We start from the raw sequence: 20,967 nt of genomic DNA, 5'->3' as shown, positions 1-20,967 counted from the left end.
CTCTTTATTTTGCATCAAATGATTTTAAGTTGTCGCGACGGATTTTATCTTTTTCTGCATCTGATTTTTTGAAATCATAATCATATAAAGCGCCTTCCCAATCACCATACATCGGATTCGGGAAAATAATAAATTTCTCACCAAATTGTGCTTTTGAATCTGCGACTGCTTGATTGCGATCGTTTACAGACTTTCCATCAAAACCAGTGAAATCAGATAAGTTATCGCCGAAGAATAAGACGATATCATGTGTTTGCGAAACGAGTTCACGGCGTTTTTCTTTTCCTTTTTCTTTCGGATCTTGTAGTAATATATGTTCTTTCGTTGCTTGAGGAGCACCTACACGCTCAAGATTTTTAATTGTTGCATCTAGTTGGTTCGTTTTACGATTTGAGATGTAGTAAATATCTACACCTTTAGATTCGGTATATTTTAAGAAATCAATTGCGCCTGGAAGGGCTTCAGCTTCAGCCTTATTAATCCAGTCATCCCATTTGTAAGGATAGCCTTTTCCTGTCTTTACACTCATTGCTTGATGAGGACTGTTATCTAAAACCGTTTCATCTAAATCCAGTACGATAGCAGGTTTTTTCTCTGTCCCTTTTGCAAGAATTACATCGAGCTTTAATTGACCGATATTGTATCCTTGGTAGTAAAGTGCTTTCGTCTCACCAGCTGTTTGATACCATAAATCAGCCATTAATTGCTGGTCTGTTAATTTTGCCTTCTCTTCTTTCGCCACAGTTTTCTCTTGTGTTCCTGAACATGCTACAAGCGATGTAGATAGAACTGCTACAGATAATAAAGTGGTAATGCCCCTCTTCATCTTCATATGTATCCTCCTCGATGTTAGAAAATCAGTTAATATTATATATCGAAAAATAATATTTTTTGTATGAACATTTGCATATTGTCTTTTATATATATAGTAGTATGTCCTATATTAGAAAGATGAGAAAAATGTTGGGAATCATTTTGACAAGTTTTATTGTCGAAATGACAATTATAATTGACAAATAACATGATATTATTTACAATTTTAACTAAATAGAACAAATGATGGATTAAGGTGGTGCTACATATTAAAAGGATGAAGCGTAGTGCTATATTTTATCCTATATAAACATAGTCTTTGAAAGAGAGTATGAATGATATTAAAGGGGAGGCTTTATACTTTGAGTTTACAAATTCAAAACTTAACGAAACTATTTGGGGAATCAAAAGCAGTTAACGGCTTGCAAATTTCGTTACCTAAAGGTGAAGTGCTAGGATTACTTGGACGAAATGGTGCAGGGAAAACAACGACAATCAAAATGCTTCTCGGATTATTAACGCCTAATGAAGGATCTATTACATGGGATGGAAAATCATTTGGGACTAGTGGGGTAACAATTGGATATTTACCAGAAGAGAGAGGTTTATATACAAAAAGTAGAGTAATAGACCAGTTGCGATATTTTGGTAGATTAGAAGGAATGACGAAAAAGAAGTAGATCTTGCTATTGATCACTGGTTAGATCGATTGGCAATACCGGAATATAAATTTAAAACGGCAGGAGAGCTTTCAAAAGGGAACCAGCAAAAAATCCAATTAATTGCTGCTCTTCTTCATAATCCTGAACTTCTCATTTTAGATGAACCGTTTAGCGGACTAGACCCAGTTAATGCTGGAATGTTAGCTAGCATTATTGAAGAACAAGTACAGAGCGGAAAGACCATTATTTTATCTAGTCATCGTATGGAACAAGTAGAGGCTTTTTGCCAACATGTATGTATTTTGAAAAAAGGTGAAGCGGTCGTAAAAGGCCAGTTAAGCGATATTAAAAAAGAATATGGTTTCCGCAATTTAACGATTGAAGATACAGAAGAGAATGAGAAGGGATTAGCGGCTATACATGTATCGTATGAAAAGCAACAAGGCCTTCTTTATGTGCAAGTACAAGATGATGCAGAAGCTCTAAAGATTTTACAACAGTTGCAAGAACAAGGTATTACTTTACGACAATTTAAAATGTTAGAGCCGACGTTAAACGAAATCTTTGTAGAGAGGGCGAAATAACGATGCGTAAATTTTCTCACGTATTTTCATTTTATTTTAGGGAATCATTTTTATCTAAAAGATCATTAATTACGAGTGCGATTTTGTTTTTAATTGTATTTGGGATTTTTGCATTTAATCATTTTACTTCAAGTAATGATAAAAATAAGGATAAAGATAAAATTGCAGTTGTAGTAGAGAGTTCTACATATAAAATACAAAAAGAAGAGTTAAATAAGTTACTACCATCAGCTAAATTAACAATTGGTTCAAAAGAAGATTTTAATAGACTACATAAACAAGTAGAAGAAGGCGAGTTAGACGGTTTATTCCGTGTGACTGAAAAGAATGGAGTTCCAGAAGTTACGTATATGTTTAATGGGTTCCCTAGTGAAACAACTTCTACAATTATGGCTAGTTATTTAAAAGCGCAATATACGGCAGTAACAATTGCTACACATAATGTTTCACCGGAAATTGCACAAAAATTGCAAACTGAAATCACAGTGAAACAAGAAGCGATTAAAGATCGTTCTGCTTCTTTCGGAATTGCCTATTTCTTTACATTTGCTTTGTATATGTTTATTGTCATGTTCGGAAGCACAATTGCGATGAATATTGCTTCTGAAAAAGCTTCTCGTGTTATGGAAGTCATGATTCCGAAAGTAAAACCGCTTACGATGATGTATGCGAAAATTTTAGCGGTTGTTTCAACGGCGTTATTACAACTTGTCATATTGGCATGTGGTTACCTAGTTCCTTGGTTACTAGGATGGGTAGATTTAGAAAATGGTTCCTTATTTGGATTGCCAATTGATTTTACAAAGTTAGATGCACAAGTTATCGGTATGTTCCTCATTTATTTTGTTACAGGATATTTCCTCTATGCGATGATGTATGCAGCGGCTGGTGCGGTTGTTTCTAAGACTGAGGATTTACAAGGTGTAATGATACCAGTATCGATTTTAATAATGGCAGCATTGTTTATAAGTCTTAAATCGCTAGGTGATCCAAATAGTACGATTGTTGTTATAAGTTCTTACGTTCCATTCTTTACCCCGATGGTCACATTCTCACGCTTTGTAGCTGGTGAGACGGGTATGTTAGAAATTACGATAACACTGCTAATTCTTTTAGCGACAATCGGTATATTAAGTGCTGTTACAAGCCGCATTTACGTAAACGGTGTAATGAATTACTCAGATAAAGTGAAATTTAAAGATTTAGCGAAGTTTATAAAGCGTCAATAATGAGAGAAAAGTATGATTTCCTATTGGAATCATGCTTTTTCTTTATGTATAAATTAAAAATAGTATATAATAATAAGAGTCGTCTTTTAATAGAATGAATACAAAGGAGGGTGTGCAGATGGGGATTAGTAGTCGTTTTACAGTAGGTGTTCATATGTTAACGTTACTTGCGATAGATCGAAACTCTCGCTGTACCTCTGAATGGATTGCTGGTAGTGTGAATACAAATCCAGTTGTGATTCGTCGCATTACAGGAATGTTGAAGAGAGCAGGACTTGTTGATGTACAAGCTGGTAAAGGTGGTACGACACTTGCTCGTGATTTAGAAGAAATTACATTACTTGATGTATATAAAGCAGTGGAAGTTGTAGAAGAAGGACAGCTATTTTCCTTCCATGAAAATCCCAACATTGAATGTCCAGTAGGAGCTAATATTCAATCAGTATTAGAAATTATTTTAATGCAAGCGCAAGAAGCGATGGAAAACGTACTTGCAAATGTAACAGTAGATCAATTAGTTACAAATTTAAAGTCTAAAATGAAAAAGTAAAAAAGCGAGCATCCTCATAATGAGGGCTCGCCTTTTTTTATTCAGAAATATTGAAAATTCTATTTTTCAGTATTTAAAATGAATTTACCAACAATAGCTGCTACAATACCACCAAGAATTGGTGCAACGATGAATACCCATAGTTGAGAAAGGGCTTCTCCGCCAGCGAATAAAGCTGGTGCGATACTACGAGCTGGGTTAACAGAAGTTCCAGTTAACGGAATTCCTAATAAGTGAACTAAAACTAATGTGAAACCAATTACTAATCCAGCTAGAGAAGAACTTCCTTTTTTACCTGTTACAGCAACGATCACTAAAATGAATACGAAAGTTAAAATGAATTCAACTAGAAATGCTCCAGATAAACCAAGAGTTCCAAAACCATTTTGTCCTAAATTATCTAAAGGTGTTTTAGCAGATTTTAAAATCGTTACTAACGTTGCAGTTCCTAATAAACCACCTAAAATTTGAGCTAATACATAATAACAAAGTTCCATAGCGTTCATTCTTTTGTTGATGAACATAGCTACTGATACTGCTGGGTTAATGTGACATCCAGAAATTGTTCCGATGCTATATGCCATAGCCACAATAGATAGACCGAAAGCCATAGCGATTCCTAACGTTCCAATTCCTTCAATTCCGCCGCCAATGACAGCTACTCCAGTTCCGAATAATACAAGTACAAATGTACCAATAAATTCAGCGATTGCTTTTTTTAACATAATTTACCTCCTAATATTGCGCATGAAACGTATTATAACATAGGTTTTAGTATAAACAGCTAATGAAATACTATTCTGATAAGGCGAAATAGGGGGACAATAAAAAAGGAGTATGGTTCTTTGGGATAGAACCATACTCCTTTTTATGCTGTTTTTTTCTGCTTAACGATTGGAACAGATCGATTTAAAACGCTATTTGCAACCATTCCTAACATAATAATAATCATTCCAAGCAGGGAAAGCCCACCAGGGAATGAACCATTCAAGAAAACAATTTCGCCAAGCACGGTAAAGACCATCGTTCCAGCTTGCGTTGCTTCGACAGCTCCAAGTAGGGCGAGGTTATCTTTTGCTAAGTCAGTAGCAAAGAAAAATGTCATCGTTGCAATTACGCCAGAACATAATGCTAACAAAAAGCCTTGCAGCATTTGGCTTGATGTTGGAATACCGGTAGTAGAAAATCCGTATATGCCAAGTAAAATTGTTATAGGAAGACTACCTATTGCCATTCCTAATACACGTTGGAATGTATCGAGACGCCCACCAACAAGTTCCATCATTTTACGGTTGCCGAATGGATATAAGAAAGCGGCTACCACGACAGGTAAAAATCCTGAAATAAACTGAGTCATTGTAATATGACCTGCTGCAGTCGCTTGCATACAAATTACACCAAGTAAAATAAATAATGCAACATATAAACTGCGAAGCGGGATTTTTCCGCGTACAAGTTTTGCACCTGATTTCGTTTCTATTTTAACGAAGAATAATGGCGATAAAAGTAATCCTGCTAATATCGTAACTTGCCAAGTTCCAGCAACGAGCCACGCTGGAGAAAAAACAGCTGCGAAACTTAATAAAGAGTAGAAGCCAATACCAGCAACGGAACCCCATCCGATCCACGCTAATGGATGTTTCTTTAATTCTTCCCATAATCCCCTTAAGTTTTTGCGAAATAAAACGATAAGGAATAAAATAGGGAGAGCGAATAAAAAACGGAAGGAAGCTGTCCAAGCCCAGCTCGTTCCAGATACATTCATCGCTCTATTAATAATAAAGGTTGCGGAAAAAAAGGCTGATGATAAAAGGCCTAATAAAATTGCGCGCATAAAGTATAGCACTCCTTTCGAAACTTGATAATTATGTATAGTATAATATACTTAAAATAAATAAAAGTAAACTATTTTATACTTCAAGGTGGTTTTATAGATGAAAGAACATGAAGATATGCAAACGAAAGAAGTCATTCAGCAAGTAGGTCAGCTGTTAAGACAAATTCGAAATGAACAAAGATTAAGTTTAGAAGAATTAGCTCAAAAAACAGGGGTTAGTAAATTAACATTAGGAAAGATTGAAAGAGGCGAAACGAATCCGACATTAGCTGTCATTTGGAAAATAACGAAAGGATTATCGATTCCTTTATCGAGATTGATGGTTGTTGGAGAACCTGTAGCTGTTGCACGCTGCGGAGAAGGATTTGCAGTAGATGTAGGACAAGCGTGGCACTTAGAAACGATGTTCCGTTATACGAAAGAAACAGGAATGGAAATGCACCGTGCTTGTTTAAGATCGAATAGTATATATGAACCAGAAGCTCATCATGAAGGTGCTATTGAACTTGTAACGATCATGAAGGGGAAAATATCGATTCAAGTGGAAAACGATGTATATGAATTGAATGAGTTTGACTCTATTCAATTTGAAGCGAATAAGAAACATAGTTATAAGAATGAAGAAGATGAAGTTGCAATATTGCATTTAACAATGAAATATTCTTCATAAAAAAATCACCTATAGGATTCTATAGGTGATTTTTTATATTTCGATTAAGTATATGCAGGATGCCACTAGTACGAACGAGGCATAAGTAATAAACAAATGAAATAAACTAAAAAACCAGTCCCGAAACATAAAACAGCAATGACCCAAAGTATGCGAATGAGGGTAGAACTAATATCAAAATATTCTCCTAAACCACCGCATATACCAAACAGCATTTTATCAGTTTCGGATTTATATAATCTTTTTGACATCTTCCAATTCACTCCTTTTTTAGCAAACTATATACTTCTATTCTATATGGAAATTTATGAGAAGGCTATGCGGTTGTATTACAATTTTTTTAGGAAACAGTCGTATTAATTGTCTTAATTTTCAGTTGATATTAAAATTATAGTAAGAGGTATGAGGTAACTTTTAATAAAGGGTGGGGGAATAGAGATGACAGTATATTGGTTGACTAATGTAATGCTTGAATCAGGGTATACATATGAAGAGGGGAGAATTTCCCAAACAGAAACAGAGTTATGTAGTTTACTCATTGAAGATGGACGAATTAAAAGTATAATAGCAGGGGCTGTTCAAGAGGAAGGGGTATCAATTTTTGATGCCAATCGTTTATTAATTTTGCCTGCTTTCGAAGAGATGCATATTCATATTGATAAGACGTATTATAGTGGCCCTTGGAAAGCTTGTATGCCAGCAGAGAGTATTTTCACACGTTTTCATGAAGAAGAAAAAATTTTGCCGAAGCAATTAGCGACTGCTCAAGATAGAGCGGAAAATATGCTACAGTTATTGCTTCGAAATGGTGCAACGAATATTAGAACGCATTGTAATGTTGATCCGATTATTGGACTTGGTAATTTGGAGGCGACGTTAGCGGCGCTGGAAACATATAAAAATCAGGTTTCTGGTAGAATCGTTGCTTTTCCACAACATGGATTATTGCGCAGTAATTCTGTGCAACTTGTGAAAGATGCGATGCGTATGGGTGCGAATTTAGTAGGTGGAGTGGATCCAGCTACAGTGGATAATGATATCGAAAAATCATTACATACGATTATGGATATTGCAGTAGAATTTAATGCGGATGTTGATATTCATCTGCATGATGCGAATAATCTTGGAACGTTTACAATGAAGAGATTGGCAAGTTTAACAGAAGAAGCGGGATGGCAAGGTCGCGTAACAATTAGTCATGCGCTTGGACTTGGTGGTGTTACGGATAAAGAAGCTGAGGAAGTGGCAGAAAGATTAGCTGCTTTAAACATTGATATTACTTCAACCGTGCCAATTGGGAAACAAGTAATCCCGATTCCGTTATTAGATAAAAAAGGTGTGAAAGTCTCGTTAGGAAATGATAGTATTACTGATCATTGGTCACCGTTTGGTACAGGTGATATGCTGCAAAAGGCAAATCGATTGGCAGAACGTTTTGGGTGGAGTGACGAAAGGTCTTTAGGAAAAGCCCTTCGCTTTATTACGGGAGGGAAAGAAACGTTAAACAATAAAGGGAAGCGAGTATGGCCGAATGTAGGAGATGAAGCGAGTTTTGTTTTGACGAATGCAACATGTACTGCTGAAGCGGTAGCGCGTCAAACAGAAAAGTGTCTCGTTGTACATAAAGGAAATATTGTTGTTGGTAGTTTAAATAAGGTGGAATTAAATAATCTTGTATAAAAGAATCGTTTAAATGTTTTGAGGAGGGTTCTAATTGCGAGTGTAGAACCCTTCTTTTTTTATGCTTACAATATTTTTTTATAGGTTAGATAGGAAGGATGAAAAATTTGGACAATCAACATAATCAAAATCATATTATGGGAACTTTGCAATGGTTTATATTTTTATTAGCGAATTCAATCGCATTACCAATTGTCGTTGGCGGATTATTTCATCTTACGACGGAAGAAATATTTTATTTAATGCAGCGTACATTCTTTGTAGTTGGTATATCTTCTTTTTTACAAGGGTGGCTTGGACATAGACTACCAATTGCGGATGGACCAGCTGGATCTTGGGTTGGAGTATTTACCGTACTTGCTTACGCAACGGCCGGACAAGATCAATTACATAGTACGTTGCAAATTTTAGAATTAGGAATGATAATTTCCGGTGTTATTTTAATAGGATTAGGAGTAACTGGTTTTATAGGACGTATTTTATTTTTATTTACGCCGCTTGTGACAGGGACGTTTTTACTTTTATTATGTTTACAATTAAGCGGTGTATTCCTAAAAGGGATGCTAGGAATTACTGCTACTGTTTCTCAAATTGATGGATTTACAGCGATAATTGCGTTTAGCATATTTCTTTTCGTTATTATACTATCTAATTTTGGAAAAGGTTTTGTCAAAAGTTATGCGGTTTTAATCGGATTAATTAGTGGGTGGATTCTTTTTCTAATTGCAGGAAAAGTGACGATTCCATCTCAAGTAACTCATTTTGTGCAACTTCCACAAATGTTTGCTTGGGGACTTCCGAAATGGAATACAGGTATGGCTGTATCAAGTTTCGTTATGGTATGTATTTTAGTTTCTAATACAGTGGCAGCTATTATAGCAATTAATCAAGCTACCATTCAAAAAGGGATTATTGAACAGAAACAGTTGAAGGATGGTACGTGGGTTGGAGGGATTTCTCATATCATTTCTTCTGTATTTTCAACTGTAGGTGTCGTGCCATTGCCAGCAACGGCAGGATTTATACGTTTAACGAAACAAAAATATATACGATCGTTTTTACTAGCATGTATGTTACTAGTCGTAATGTCGCTGTTTCCGAGTATTATTCGTTATTTAGCATCGTTGCCATCCGCTGTCGCATCTGCAGTTTTAATGGCTTCGTTCGTACAACTAATTGGAATTGGTTTTCATAATATAAGACAAGTACCAATGAGCGAAAGGAATGTAACGATTTTAGGAGTTGCTGTATTATTTGGAAGCGGTGTTATGTTTTTACCGTCTGGAGCACTTCAATCATTGCCGTCTGTTATGCAATATATATTCGGAAATGGTTTATTCGTAGGTACTGTTGTCAGCATATTACTAGAACAAATATGGCGTACAGAAAAGTGAGTGGATACAAAGAGTGTCTGCACTGTATAAAAGTCTAAAATAACATGTGAAATAAAGCCCATTTTCATTCACCACCTGCACATTTCGTTCATACAATATCTTGACTAAATAAACACCCAACTTACACATACACGGCTCTGGCTTAAGCAAGGAGGGTTATACCAGTTGAAGGAAAAAGCGTATCAATCTAAACCGTTACTCACAAAGAGAGAGAGAGAAGTATTTGAATTACTGGTTCAAGATAAAACAACGAAGGAAATTGCAGGTGAACTTTTTATTAGTGAAAAAACAGTACGCAACCACATCTCAAACGCAATGCAGAAGCTAGGAGTTAAAGGACGTTCACAAGCAGTTGTTGAGCTTCTTCGCATGGGAGAGCTCGAACTATAAAAAGAAAGCCGACTTTTAAATGAAGAGTCGGCTATTTTTCTGCCTGTTTCATGTTCTATAAGAATGATAAGAACACTCCATACATAAATAGGTAGTAAGGAGGGGATATGTTGAAAAGGATATTGTTAGTTTCAACAAGCGCTCATGATATGAATGGACACCCGACTGGTTTGTGGCTGGAAGAGCTCGCAGCTCCTTATCATGTATTTAAAAAGGCTAAGTTCGATGTTGATATTGTGTCGATAAAGGGTGGTAGAGTATCTATTGATAGAGTTTCTATTCCGAACGGGATACCTCGTGAATTTAAGCATGTTGCTTCTTTATTGCAAAATACGAAGCCGATCTCAAAGGTTCATTTTTCGGATTATGATGCAGTTTTATTTGGTGGTGGGCACGGGGCAATTGTAGATTTTCCAGGTAATCCGTATGTTGCAAATTTAATTGAGAATATGTACAACAATAACAGGATTGTAGCGGCTGTTTGTCACGGAGTAAGTTCTTTAGTCGGTGTGAAAAATAAGGACGGATCGTTTTTTGTTGCTGGTAAGCGTATAACAGGTTATACGAATGATGAGGAAAAAGCTGTACATTTAGAAAAGCGAGTGCCGTTTTTATTAGAAAGTAAATTGAAAGAAGAAGGGGCTTTGTTTTATGTTGCTCCAAAATTCACGCCACATGTCGTAGTAGATGGGCGTTTAATTACAGGGCAAAATCCGCAGTCTAGTATGGAAATAGGGAAAGCTATAAGAAGAGCTGTAAATAAAGTATAGAAAAAGTGCTCGTTACTCATAAAGGTAGCGGGCATTTTTTCTATAGTATAAATGACTCCTTAAACTAAAAAGGTGTATTGCGTATAGTGACTTCATTTATAATTAATCGTGAATTTGCTATACTATTTTGTATGGACAAAAGGGGAGGCTCTTTTAATGAGAAAAGTTGCGTGTGCAAACACTTATATTAATAAAATAAAGCCCGTTATTAGAAGAACGAGTTTTAGCCAATTGAAAATAGATGAAATTGCGAAATATATGGATATTAGTAAAGCTACTTTATATAAACGTTTTTCTTCAAAAGATGAGATTATTGAAGCTGTGGTAGAAGACTTTATGAACTACCTTCTTGAAGGAGATGCGGATAATCAAAATGAAAGTATGTCTTTTGCAGAACGTTTCCAAAAGACGTTTATCCACTCTTTAAAATGTGTGACATATATTTCTGATGTTTTTTTACAAGATTTGAAAGAGGCATATCCGCACTTATCTGATCAGTTAGTCGCTGCACAACAAAATCGTAATCATAATTTGCAAATGTTTTTTGAAGCTGGTATGGAACAAGGCTACTTTAATAAAATGAACGCACAATTATTTATGGTGCAAGATGACGTGATGTTAAGACGTATTATAGATCATTCTTTTTGTATTCAGTACGATATTACGTTAAAAAAAGCGATACTTGATTTTTATCAACTAAAGAAGTATCAACTTTTTAAACCAGAGTATATAGAAGCAATTGATGATTCGGAAGTTGAAAAAGAAGTTATTGCTATTTTGCAAATGATTTCGTAAAAAAGCAGGTTTTCCTATAGTAATGGAAAACCTGCTTTTTTTATTACCTGTTATTTGTTTGCGTGTTGTAATACTAATTCAGCTACTGGGCCACCTGAAGCTGGGTTTTGACCAGTGATAACACGATTATCTTCTACAGCGTAAGCTTCCCAAGGCTGCGTAGCTTTTTCGTAAAGCCCTCCATTTTTAATGAGTTCATCCTCTGTTAAAAATGGAACGAATTGATCTAATTCAGCTAGCTTTTCTTCTTCATTTGAAAATCCTGTTACTTTTTTGCCGCTAATTAAACGTTCTCCATTACTTAATGTGATATGAAATAAACCAGCAGCTCCGTGACAAACAGAGGAAACAATTCCGCCATTTTCATAAATGTTGCGGCTAATCATTTGAAGTTCTTTATTTTCTGGGAAGTCCCAAATTACACCGTGACCGCCTGCGTAATAAATAACAGCGTAGTCTTCTGGATTTACTTCACTCGGCTTCATTGTAGAACCGAGACGATTCATAAATTCTTTCTTTTGATACCATTCCCAATCGATGCTCTCCGCCATTGCTAAGCTATGCGGATCAATCGGTGTATAGCCACCTTGTGGGCTGACATAATCTACTTCGTAACCAGCGTCTTCTACCTTTTTAACGAAATGGACAGCTTCACCAAGCCAAAGACCAGTAGCTCGATTTAAATTTGGATATTTTTCTACGCTCGTTAATACGACTAACATTTTTTTCTTCATCATAATCCTCCTGTAATGTTTCTTCTATATAAAAGTTTTTTATTTATTTGGTTTTATTAAGTTAGAAATTGCAAACTTGCATAAACATGTCAGTCCTCCTTATATCGGATTCGAAATTAGTGTATAACAATTTTTATACAAAGTAAACTAAAAACACTTAATTAGTTTACTTTGTATATTTTTCGTTGACAAACTGTAATGCTGAAATTATGATAGTTCCATGAATATCGAACAACGTACATGTTTCGTTTCAAATTCAGTTTGTCGCGCGATGAATATATACATTTGATGAAGTTGTTTAGTGGTAATCAAGGAGCTAAACAACTTTATTTTTCATTTTTATTTACAGTTACTACAATCAGGAGAGGTGTTACACATGGGGAAAGATATAAGTAACCATTCAAAATGGTTTGTTTTCACATTATGTTTTATCGTTTTATTAGGACCGATGAATGCAGTTTTATTTAATGTAGCGTTAGAGGGTATGGCTCGTGATTTATCCATTAGCCAATCGAAGGTAAGTTGGGTTGTAGTAGGGTATTCCTTAGTTGTCGGTATTGGCTCGATGATATATGGGAAGCTGGCTGATCGTTATAGCGTGAAAAAACTATTAATTATTTCAATTATCATATTTGTAGCGGGTTCTATTATTGGATTTGTGAATCAATCTTATACGATTACCATTCTTGCAAGGTTAGTGCAGGCGAGTGGAGGAGCAGCGTTTATTGCACTTAGTATGATTGCGGTGGCGAAATTAGTTGTTCCTGCTAAGAAGCCTGGTGCGTTAGCGATGATTAGTTCTTCTATTGCATTAGCAATAGGTATTGGTCCTTTAGTTGGCGGGGCTATTACGAACACATTGGGGTGGCCATATTTATTTTTATTTATGGTTATTTCAGTAGTGGGGATTTTCTTGCTTTTAAAATTTATGCCGGAAGAAGCGCAGCATACGGATGGAGCGTTTCATTTTGATTACACCGGAGCGGCGTTATTATTTGCATTCATTACGACTGTTTTATTAGGGGTAAATATTAATAGTTGGCTATTTGTGTTATCGGCTGCTTTCTTATTTTTATTCACGGTTCGTATGAAGAACGCGGAACATCCATTTATTGATATTGAGTTGTTTACAAATAAACCATTTCTTCGTTTAATAGCGGTCGGATTTATAATGAATGTGGCGCTATGTGCTAGTTTATTATTATTACCATTATTGTTAGGAAGAGAGCACGGATTATCTCCATTCGTTATCGGAATCGCACTGTTTGTTGCATCACTCTTTGGTATTGTATCTAGTTTTCTTACTGGAAAGATCGTCCCTTCGTTTGGAAATGTGAATATGATTTATGTAGCGTCTGCCATTATGATCGTTGGCTTTTTAATTTTAGGGCTTATTCCAAACGGGAACATTGCTGTTATTGTATTGGCGATTATTTTAACGTTTATGAGTTATTCAGCTATTCAAGTATCAGTAAACACATTTATACCGAAAACATTACATCCAGCTAAAGTTGGAGTCGGTCTTGGTTTATACAATTTAATTAACTTTTTCGGTATGGCATTTGGACCAGCTGTAGCGAGCAAAATTATGGAATCTACAAATAGTTATCGTTTGAATTTTATTTTAATTGTCATGTTAATTTCTGCTCATTTCTTCTTATTAATAGGAATGTCTTCTTTTCAAAAAAAGATGGAGCAATAAATACGTACTTTATTATAGAAGAAACCGACTTTCGTATAGAAGGTCGGTTATTTTTCTGTCTTGCAAATTATGAAAAAAAGGAGCAAAATAAAAAAGGTCCTAGTCTATACAGGTACAAATGAAAATTTTCATACAGAAGCACTTTAAGTGAGCGAACTTAAAGTGTGTAAAATATAATGATAAAATAAGATGATGAATGAGAAAACGGGTGATGAAGTTGAATAGAGCAATCGGTGTTATCGATTCAGGAGTTGGCGGTTTAACAGTAGCGAAGGAATTAATTCGTCAGTTGCCGAAAGAGCGCATTATATATTTAGGGGATACAGCACGTTGCCCTTATGGTCCACGTTCTCGAGAAGAAGTGCGTCAATTTACGTGGGAAATGACGGAGCATTTACTAGATTTGAATATCAAAATGTTAGTTATTGCGTGTAATACAGCAACTGCGGTTGTATTAGAAGAGATGCAGAAACAATTACCAATTCCAGTGGTAGGAGTTATTCACCCAGGATCACGTACAGCTTTAAAAGTGACAAACACGTATCATGTTGGGATTATTGGAACGATTGGAACGGTGAAAAGTGGTGCATACGAAGAAGCGTTAAAGTCTATTAATAACCGTGTTATGGTAGAAAGTTTAGCATGTCCACCTTTCGTTGAGCTTGTAGAGAGTGGCAATTTTGAAAGTGAAATGGCATATGAAGTTGTAAGAGAAACGTTGCAACCGCTGAAAAATACTGATATTGATACACTTATTTTAGGTTGTACACATTATCCGATTTTAGGTCCTGTTATTAAAAAAGTAATGGGAGATAAAGTACAACTCATTAGTTCAGGTGATGAAACAGCGCGCGAAGTAAGTACAATTTTATACCATAGTAAAATGTTGAATGAGGGAGAAGAACAAAGTGATCATCTCTTCTTAACAACAGGAAAAATAGGCCTATTTAAAGAAATTGCATCGAAATGGTTTGGCCAACCGATTGAAAATGTGAAACATATTCATTTAGAAAAAGAATAATAGTAGAATTCATATACGTGAACTCCTGAGAAATCAGGAGTTTTTTGTTTATTAATGGGCAGTAAGACCCCCACCTCAAAATTTAGCGAAAGCAAAGAAGTTAGGTGGGGGATCAACTGCCCATAAAAGTCCGATTGGTGAGGGCTAATAATGAAGAAAACCCCACTGATTAAAGTTTTACTTTATCCCGCTATTTGCCGGGCAGCTAGTTCTAAAACATAAAACAGCTCGTATACATAATAGTACAAACTTAGATTTTAGGGGGGAATGGCATGCCTAAATCCACTTTTAAATGGGTTGTTGGTGCTACTGTGAGCGCTGTTTTACTAACAGGGTGTGGCTTTATAAATCAGGAGAAGGCAACGGAACAAATTGATCCGCCAAAACAAGTTACGTATACAGAGGGTGGAAAGAAAGAAGTAGCTAAGAAAGATAAGCAAGGACAAACAGTGAATAGAGAACTATACCTTGTTGATAAAAATGGTTATGTTGTACCGCAAACATTAGCTGTACCTACTCCAAAAGCAAATGAGGTTATGCAGCAAACGTTAGAGTACCTTGTGAAAGATGGACCGGTAACGAATTTATTACCGAATGGGTTCCGTGCAGTCATTCCAGCAAATACATCAATGACCTTAGATTTGAAAAAAGATGGGACGGTAGTCATTGATTTCTCTAAAGAAATGAAAAACTATGCAAAAGAAGAAGAGCGTCAAATTGTTGAGTCAATAGCGTGGACGTTGACGCAGTTTAAAGAAGTAAAACAAGTGCAGTTCCAAATAAATGGCGAGAAATTGGCGAAGATGCCTGTTGGTGGTACACCGCTTGGTGAAGGGGTGAGCCGTGCTAACGGTATCAACTTCGATGATGAACAAGTAGCGGATGTAACGAATACAAAACCAGTTACACTTTATTTTATGGCGCAAAATAATAATAAACAGCAATACTACGTACCTGTAACACGCCGCGTTGTAGAAGGAAAAGAAAATGATTATGCAGCAATTATAGATGAGCTTGTAAAAGGACCGATTCATCAGTCACTTCTAAATGATTTTAATCCAGGAGTTAAGCTTATTACGAACCCGAAATTACAAGATGGAAATCTTACATTAAACTTTAACGAAAATATATTTATAAACCCAGATAAAAATATGGTTTCAAATTACGTATTGAAGTCGTTAGTTTTATCTTTAACAGAAAAGAAAGGCGTGAAAAGTGTTTCTATTGAAGTAAATGGTAAAGCGAATCTGATAGATGAAAAGGGCGGAAAGTTAATAAAACCTGTAGATCGTCCAGAAAACGTGAATACAGGTAGTTTTTAATCGTCAATAATTTGATATACTTAAGTAAGAAAGGGGAATTGCTTTTTGGGTTCCTCTTCTTTTATTGTATACATATCATACATTTAAATTTGGCTATACTAACAAGTAGTTATGAGGAGGTTATTTTTATGCGAGTAGATGGTAGAGAGAAAACAGAATTACGCCATATACATATTCATACGAATTATTTAAAAAATCCAGAGGGATCAGTATTAATTGAGGTTGGGGATACAAAGGTAATTTGCTCAGCGACAATTGAAGAGCGTGTCCCGCCGTTTATGCGTGGAGAAGGAAAGGGCTGGGTAACAGCTGAATATGCGATGATTCCACGTGCAACAGAACAACGTACAATTAGGGAGTCAAGTAAAGGGAAAGTAACAGGACGTACAATGGAAATCCAGCGCTTAATTGGACGAGCTTTACGTGCGGTAGTTGACCTAGAAGCACTTGGTGAAAGAACAGTTTGGATTGATTGTGATGTTATTCAAGCGGATGGTGGAACGAGAACTGCTTCTATTACAGGTGCATATGTAGCAATGGTATTAGCGTTTGAGAAGTTATTACAAGCAGAAAAAGTATCTAAAATTCCAGTAAAAGATTATTTAGCAGCAACGTCAGTAGGGATTGTTGAAGAACAAGGTGTTGTTTTAGATTTAAACTACGTAGAAGATTCTAAAGCAGACGTTGATATGAACGTAATTATGACTGGAAAAGGCCAGTTTGTTGAAGTACAAGGAACTGGAGAAGAAGCGACGTTTAGCAGAGCACAGTTAAATGAATTACTTGATGCTGCGGAACAAGGTATTTTCCAACTGATTGACATGCAAAAAGAAGCGTTAGGCGACATCGTATCTCATATAGAGTAGAGGTGGAAAGTATGAAACAAGTTGTTGTAGCAACAAAAAATACGGGGAAAGTACGTGAATTTGCTGAGTTATTTGAGCGATTTGATTTAGAAGTAAAATCATTACACGATTTTCCTCATGTTGAAGAAGTCGAAGAAACTGGTGAAACATTTGAAGAAAATGCAATCTTAAAAGCGGATAGTCTGAGCAAACAGCTGAATGCGATTGTAATTGCGGATGATTCAGGTCTTATTGTAGATGCCTTAAATGGAAAGCCAGGTGTGTATTCAGCTCGTTTTGCTGGAGAGCCGAAGGATGATCAAGCGAATATTGATAAAGTGTTACAAGAATTAAATGAGATAGCGTTTGATAAGCGTAAAGCTCGCTTCTACTGCGCATTAGCAGTGGCTTTCCCTGAAGGTGATAAAAAGCCTGTCATTGTAAACGGGACGTGTGAAGGGTATATTTTAGAACAGCGCCGCGGAGACAACGGCTTTGGATATGATCCGATTTTTTATGTGGAAGAATATAAAAAAGCGATGGCGGAACTAAGCTCAGATGAGAAAAATGCCATTAGTCACCGCGGACGTGCTCTTCGTAAGCTAGAAGAAAAAATCCCTGAATGGTTTTTAGGAGAATAAGGGAGAGAGATTGATGAAAGCTTTAATCGTAAGCGATAGTCATAGCTCTGTGAAGGAATTACAGCAGTTAAAAGAGAAATATGAAGGGAAAGTAGATATCATGATTCATTGCGGTGATTCAGAGCTAACGCCTGCTCATGAAGAGCTGCAAGGTTTCCATGTTGTAAAAGGGAACTGTGATTATGCTAACTTTCAAGATGAAATTGTAACTGATGTAGATGGCATTCGTTTCGTCGTTGTGCACGGACATCGTCATAACGTGAAAATGACAATACAAACATTAGCGTATCATGCAGAAGAGGTAGGAGCGCAAGTTGCATGCTTCGGACACTCTCATGTATTAGGTGCGGAATTAATCGATGGCGTTTTATTTATTAATCCAGGTAGTATTTTATTACCACGTCAACGTGTAGAAAAGACATTTGCTTTATTAGAAATGGATGAAAATCAAATGGAAGTTCGTTTTGAAACATTAGACGGACAACTAGTTGAACAAACAGTTTTTAAAAGAGGATAAGAAAAATTATCCTCTTTTAAAAAAGGTGTTGACTTTATGTATGGTTATACATATAATAAATATTGTCGATAGGGCAACGGCGCTAACGAAGAAAAATAAAATAACATATGCGGGTGTAGTTTAGTGGTAAAACAAGAGCCTTCCAAGCTCTGGTCGAGAGTTCGATTCTCTTCACCCGCTCCATGTCCCAGTAGCTCAGCCGGATAGAGCATACGCCTTCTAAGCGTACGGTCGGGAGTTCGAATCTCTCCTGGGACGCTAAGAAAACCTTTTGCGGTGACGTCAAAATCCGCAATATATAAGCCTTCTAATTCGTAAGTTGAATCGTACAATGTGCGGTCGCTAACGAGTTAGGAGGCTTATTTTTTTATGTCCAAAAGACGTGATTCTTTAACGATTAGCGAAGACTTAACGAATATTTTTAGCGATAGATTGAAAAGTGATCCACGGAAGAAAGAGACCGCAGAGGGTCGCTACACATTTAATTTAACAATCGACAAAGCACTCGAAATAGTTGTACGTCAAATGAAGGCGACAGGGTTACGTGAGCGTACGATAAATGACTACTATTTACACGTTAATCACTTTACGAAGATAACAGATACGCAATACTTAGAAGAATTAAACGTTAATCATATTTACGAGTGGTTATCGTCTATGAACGTTAGTAATCAAACGAAATTAACTCGTTTAAAGTGCTTAAAGGCGTTTCTAGGACGTTGCCACGATAACGGGTGGATTGATATTAACTTTTGGCGCAATGTGAAGATAAAAGTGGATACGCCTGTTAAAGAAGGTGCGACGGATAGAGAAATTAATATCCTGTTATCGGTACTCGATTTAACACGATTCTTAGATTTACGAGATGCTACTGCTATCTTACTTATGTATCAAACAGGAATACGTGTCGGCACATTGGCGCAGCTCGAGCATAAACACGTCGATTTAGATACAAAAGTATTAAGTGTTGACGGCGGTATTATTAAGAATCATGAATCGATATATCTACCGTTTGACGACGCTCTTGCACGATTGTTAGACGTTCTTATGAAACAAAATGAAATCATTCGAAGAGAATACAACGTAAAAAATGATTATCTCTTTATTACGAAGAGTGGCGGAAGTGTCTTAACTAGTCCGACGAATAATATTATATCAAAGCGAATGACTAAACACGCTAAAGAATACGGTCTTAAAAATATTAATCCGCATGCTATACGTAGAGGTTTTGCAAAGAATCTCTTAAAGAAAGGTGCAAACGTTGCGTTGATATCTAAAGCGCTAGGGCATAGCGATATATCCGTTACAACACGTTATCTACATTTAGATAAGAACGAAGTAGCGGAAAGTCTAAGGAATTTCTTGTAAATAAAAAAGAGCATCTTGGCGGATGCTCCTCGTAGGGTAGACTGTTGGCGCAGTCCGTGACCCAAAAAATTCAAAATTAAAATCAAAAACTAAATAACGGACAATCTTGTCATTCAGTACCTTCATTTTATCGAAAAAATTCGAGTAATGCAAGGCTTCTTAAGTGCTGCCATTTTTAGGTGATGAGTTACAGGATTTCCGAACGTGGAACTGCCTGTAAACCACGTAAAAAACTGATTACCGTAATTATGGACATGTATAACACAAGGATAATTACGGCTTGGCTTGCTATCGGTCGTGCGGAAAGTACTTAGTATACTTTTACAAGGATAGCGCCCCGTAGTGTATTCCTATTCGTATGCTGCGGGAAGGTGAGAACTTACCTAGATGTTTAGTCTAAAAGGTTCGGGAGGTTATCGTTAGCGTTACGGCGCTAGGGAATGCATTCAGTTTGTCGCATAGGGACGATATTATGCGGACAAGCCTACGTAAAAGGATGCATATGGCGAAAGTCATTAAGTGAATGGGGTCTAATACATACGGAACACTGACGAAGCAAGGCATGGCATTAACCGAAGACACTTATCTCTCTAGCTTTCTTAGTTACTTTTTAACTTCGAAATCTAGGGGATAAATCTGCCAGCCAGCCGTTTTCCTAACTTCGCTGCGGCATGATAAAAACCGAAAAACATAAGGTCAAGAGATTTAAAAGAAATTACTACCACTAACCACGGCTAGAGGAAAATATAGATAATTACCACTAACAAGGGGACGAGGAAAGAATGATAAATGAAGAACTAAACGCACTAGCAAACGCAGCCAAGGCGGATAATGCGAAGATGTGGGAAGTTAAGGCGCACTATATGGGATATATATAGAGGTTAACGCAGGATAATTGGTACAAGATGAATAACGAAGCGGATTTTATTGAAGATTGCTATAGACGAATTGAATACGCAGTAAGGTCGTTTAATGAAGAGCGGGGGGATTTTAGCGGTAGGGTATATACGCTATTACAGCAAGGATTACGTCATTATTGCGGAAATAGGGGAGAAAAGCGCAAGGCATTGCAGCTAGTAGGCAAAGAAGTGAACGCAATAGATAGAATAGATACAGCTATAGATGTGGAAGGGGAAGCAATAGGCGCAGCAGTAAAAGAGGAACTATACGAGAAGTATTGCGAAAGGGATATTGATAAGTTAATAGTGGATATCGTTTTGCATTCGGATCACGTGGAAAATAAAAGCGATGTTACTAGAATTTTAGCGAAGAAAACAGGGCGCTCTTTTGGTAGTGCTAGAGGGGCGGTACGCTCGTTTATAAAACGAAAGAGGGTTGCGTCTTAGTGAATTATTAATTACATAAATTTACTGTGTGCGGTAAAATAAAGAGTAGAATGTATCGGGATAATACATAAAGGGTAATATCGAAATGCGTTACGTA

21 protein-coding genes, 2 tRNA genes and 1 pseudogene are annotated in these 20,967 nt (G+C 36.5%); 19 read left to right on the top strand and 5 right to left on the bottom strand.

The window, feature by feature from the left end:
* Positions 1–4: 4 nt before the first annotated feature.
* A complete protein-coding gene (locus PDL00_RS13360) occupies positions 5–832 on the bottom strand; it encodes a 5'-nucleotidase, lipoprotein e(P4) family (RefSeq protein ID WP_242256467.1) in 828 nt (275 codons plus the stop codon).
* A gap of 343 nt (positions 833–1,175) precedes the next feature.
* Here PDL00_RS13360 and PDL00_RS13355 point away from each other — a divergent pair.
* The 3 genes and pseudogenes from PDL00_RS13355 to PDL00_RS13345 all read left to right on the top strand — a co-directional run bounded on the left by PDL00_RS13355 (position 1,176) and on the right by PDL00_RS13345 (position 3,838).
* Positions 1,176–2,059: pseudogene (locus PDL00_RS13355) on the top strand (ABC transporter ATP-binding protein).
* A gap of 2 nt (positions 2,060–2,061) precedes the next feature.
* Positions 2,062–3,288: an ABC transporter permease gene (locus PDL00_RS13350; protein WP_270729502.1), complete on the top strand. Its 1,227-nt coding sequence runs from the start codon at positions 2,062–2,064 to the stop codon at positions 3,286–3,288.
* Between the two features lie 118 nt (positions 3,289–3,406).
* Entirely contained in the window at positions 3,407–3,838 is a 432-nt protein-coding gene (locus tag PDL00_RS13345; RefSeq protein WP_242256461.1) for an Rrf2 family transcriptional regulator, read from the top strand.
* A gap of 59 nt (positions 3,839–3,897) precedes the next feature.
* Here the strand turns inward: PDL00_RS13345 and PDL00_RS13340 are convergent, their stop codons facing one another.
* Together PDL00_RS13340 and PDL00_RS13335 are read right to left on the bottom strand one after the other, a co-directional pair.
* Positions 3,898–4,563 carry an MIP/aquaporin family protein gene (locus tag PDL00_RS13340; RefSeq protein WP_074607624.1) on the bottom strand — a complete coding sequence of 222 codons (666 nt, stop codon included), beginning with the start codon at positions 4,561–4,563 and terminating at the stop codon, positions 3,898–3,900.
* A 143-nt stretch (positions 4,564–4,706) separates the two neighbouring features.
* Complete coding sequence (locus tag PDL00_RS13335) at positions 4,707–5,672, bottom strand: DMT family transporter (protein ID WP_242256459.1); 966 nt, start codon at positions 5,670–5,672, stop codon at positions 4,707–4,709.
* A 100-nt stretch (positions 5,673–5,772) separates the two neighbouring features.
* Here PDL00_RS13335 and PDL00_RS13330 point away from each other — a divergent pair, with 100 nt between their 5' ends.
* The gene (locus tag PDL00_RS13330) at positions 5,773–6,345 is read left to right on the top strand and encodes a helix-turn-helix domain-containing protein (protein WP_270729497.1); all 573 of its coding nucleotides are present in this window, start codon (positions 5,773–5,775) and stop codon (positions 6,343–6,345) included.
* A gap of 65 nt (positions 6,346–6,410) precedes the next feature.
* Here PDL00_RS13330 and PDL00_RS13325 read toward each other — a convergent pair whose 3' ends face one another.
* Complete coding sequence (locus PDL00_RS13325; RefSeq protein WP_000044433.1) at positions 6,411–6,596, bottom strand: PspC domain-containing protein; 186 nt, start codon at positions 6,594–6,596, stop codon at positions 6,411–6,413.
* 187 nt (positions 6,597–6,783) lie between these two features.
* Here PDL00_RS13325 and PDL00_RS13320 point away from each other — a divergent pair, with 187 nt between their 5' ends.
* From PDL00_RS13320 to PDL00_RS13300, 5 genes are all read left to right on the top strand, one after another.
* Positions 6,784–8,025 carry an amidohydrolase family protein gene (locus PDL00_RS13320; protein WP_270729495.1) on the top strand — a complete coding sequence of 414 codons (1,242 nt, stop codon included), beginning with the start codon at positions 6,784–6,786 and terminating at the stop codon, positions 8,023–8,025.
* 98 nt (positions 8,026–8,123) lie between these two features.
* On the top strand, positions 8,124–9,419 hold the full coding sequence (locus PDL00_RS13315; RefSeq protein WP_270729493.1) for a purine/pyrimidine permease: 1,296 nt from the start codon (positions 8,124–8,126) through the stop codon (positions 9,417–9,419).
* 165 nt (positions 9,420–9,584) lie between these two features.
* On the top strand, positions 9,585–9,809 hold the full coding sequence (gerE, locus tag PDL00_RS13310; protein WP_000659484.1) for a spore germination transcription factor GerE: 225 nt from the start codon (positions 9,585–9,587) through the stop codon (positions 9,807–9,809).
* 107 nt (positions 9,810–9,916) lie between these two features.
* On the top strand, positions 9,917–10,579 hold the full coding sequence (locus PDL00_RS13305; RefSeq protein WP_270729491.1) for a type 1 glutamine amidotransferase domain-containing protein: 663 nt from the start codon (positions 9,917–9,919) through the stop codon (positions 10,577–10,579).
* Between the two features lie 156 nt (positions 10,580–10,735).
* Complete coding sequence (locus tag PDL00_RS13300; protein ID WP_242256448.1) at positions 10,736–11,374, top strand: TetR/AcrR family transcriptional regulator; 639 nt, start codon at positions 10,736–10,738, stop codon at positions 11,372–11,374.
* A gap of 50 nt (positions 11,375–11,424) precedes the next feature.
* On the opposite strand, the gene PDL00_RS13295 is transcribed toward PDL00_RS13300, so the two are convergent.
* Entirely contained in the window at positions 11,425–12,108 is a 684-nt protein-coding gene (locus tag PDL00_RS13295; protein WP_071720590.1) for a type 1 glutamine amidotransferase domain-containing protein, read from the bottom strand.
* A gap of 376 nt (positions 12,109–12,484) precedes the next feature.
* On the opposite strand from PDL00_RS13295, the gene PDL00_RS13290 reads away from it, so the two are divergent.
* From PDL00_RS13290 to PDL00_RS13245, 10 genes are all read left to right on the top strand, one after another.
* Entirely contained in the window at positions 12,485–13,810 is a 1,326-nt protein-coding gene (locus PDL00_RS13290) for an MFS transporter (RefSeq protein WP_242256446.1), read from the top strand.
* Between the two features lie 211 nt (positions 13,811–14,021).
* Positions 14,022–14,831, top strand: coding sequence for a glutamate racemase (racE, locus tag PDL00_RS13285; protein ID WP_000774000.1), 810 nt, complete (start codon positions 14,022–14,024; stop codon positions 14,829–14,831).
* Between the two features lie 272 nt (positions 14,832–15,103).
* Complete coding sequence (gene gerM / locus PDL00_RS13280; RefSeq protein ID WP_242256444.1) at positions 15,104–16,153, top strand: spore germination protein GerM; 1,050 nt, start codon at positions 15,104–15,106, stop codon at positions 16,151–16,153.
* Between the two features lie 128 nt (positions 16,154–16,281).
* Positions 16,282–17,019, top strand: a complete 738-nt coding sequence (gene rph, locus PDL00_RS13275) for a ribonuclease PH (RefSeq protein ID WP_001261774.1) — start codon at positions 16,282–16,284, stop codon at positions 17,017–17,019.
* 11 nt (positions 17,020–17,030) lie between these two features.
* On the top strand, positions 17,031–17,639 hold the full coding sequence (locus PDL00_RS13270; protein WP_242256442.1) for an XTP/dITP diphosphatase: 609 nt from the start codon (positions 17,031–17,033) through the stop codon (positions 17,637–17,639).
* Positions 17,640–17,652: 13 nt separating this feature from the next.
* Entirely contained in the window at positions 17,653–18,156 is a 504-nt protein-coding gene (locus PDL00_RS13265; protein WP_242256440.1) for a metallophosphoesterase, read from the top strand.
* Between the two features lie 109 nt (positions 18,157–18,265).
* Positions 18,266–18,339, top strand: a tRNA-Gly gene (locus PDL00_RS13260).
* Position 18,340: 1 nt separating this feature from the next.
* A tRNA-Arg gene (locus PDL00_RS13255) sits at positions 18,341–18,414 on the top strand.
* Positions 18,415–18,525: 111 nt separating this feature from the next.
* Complete coding sequence (locus tag PDL00_RS13250; protein WP_270729487.1) at positions 18,526–19,524, top strand: tyrosine-type recombinase/integrase; 999 nt, start codon at positions 18,526–18,528, stop codon at positions 19,522–19,524.
* Positions 19,525–20,429: 905 nt separating this feature from the next.
* Positions 20,430–20,870 (top strand): hypothetical protein, encoded by a 441-nt coding sequence (locus PDL00_RS13245; RefSeq protein ID WP_270729485.1) that lies wholly within the window; start codon positions 20,430–20,432, stop codon positions 20,868–20,870.
* Positions 20,871–20,967: the final 97 nt, after the last annotated feature.

This window comes from Bacillus cereus group sp. TH152-1LC (assembly GCF_027710505.1).
Classification (GTDB): Bacteria; Bacillota; Bacilli; order Bacillales; family Bacillaceae_G; genus Bacillus_A; species Bacillus_A mobilis.
The sequence above is the reverse complement of the archived record's forward strand: the minus strand, read 5'-3'. Positions and strand labels throughout refer to the sequence as shown.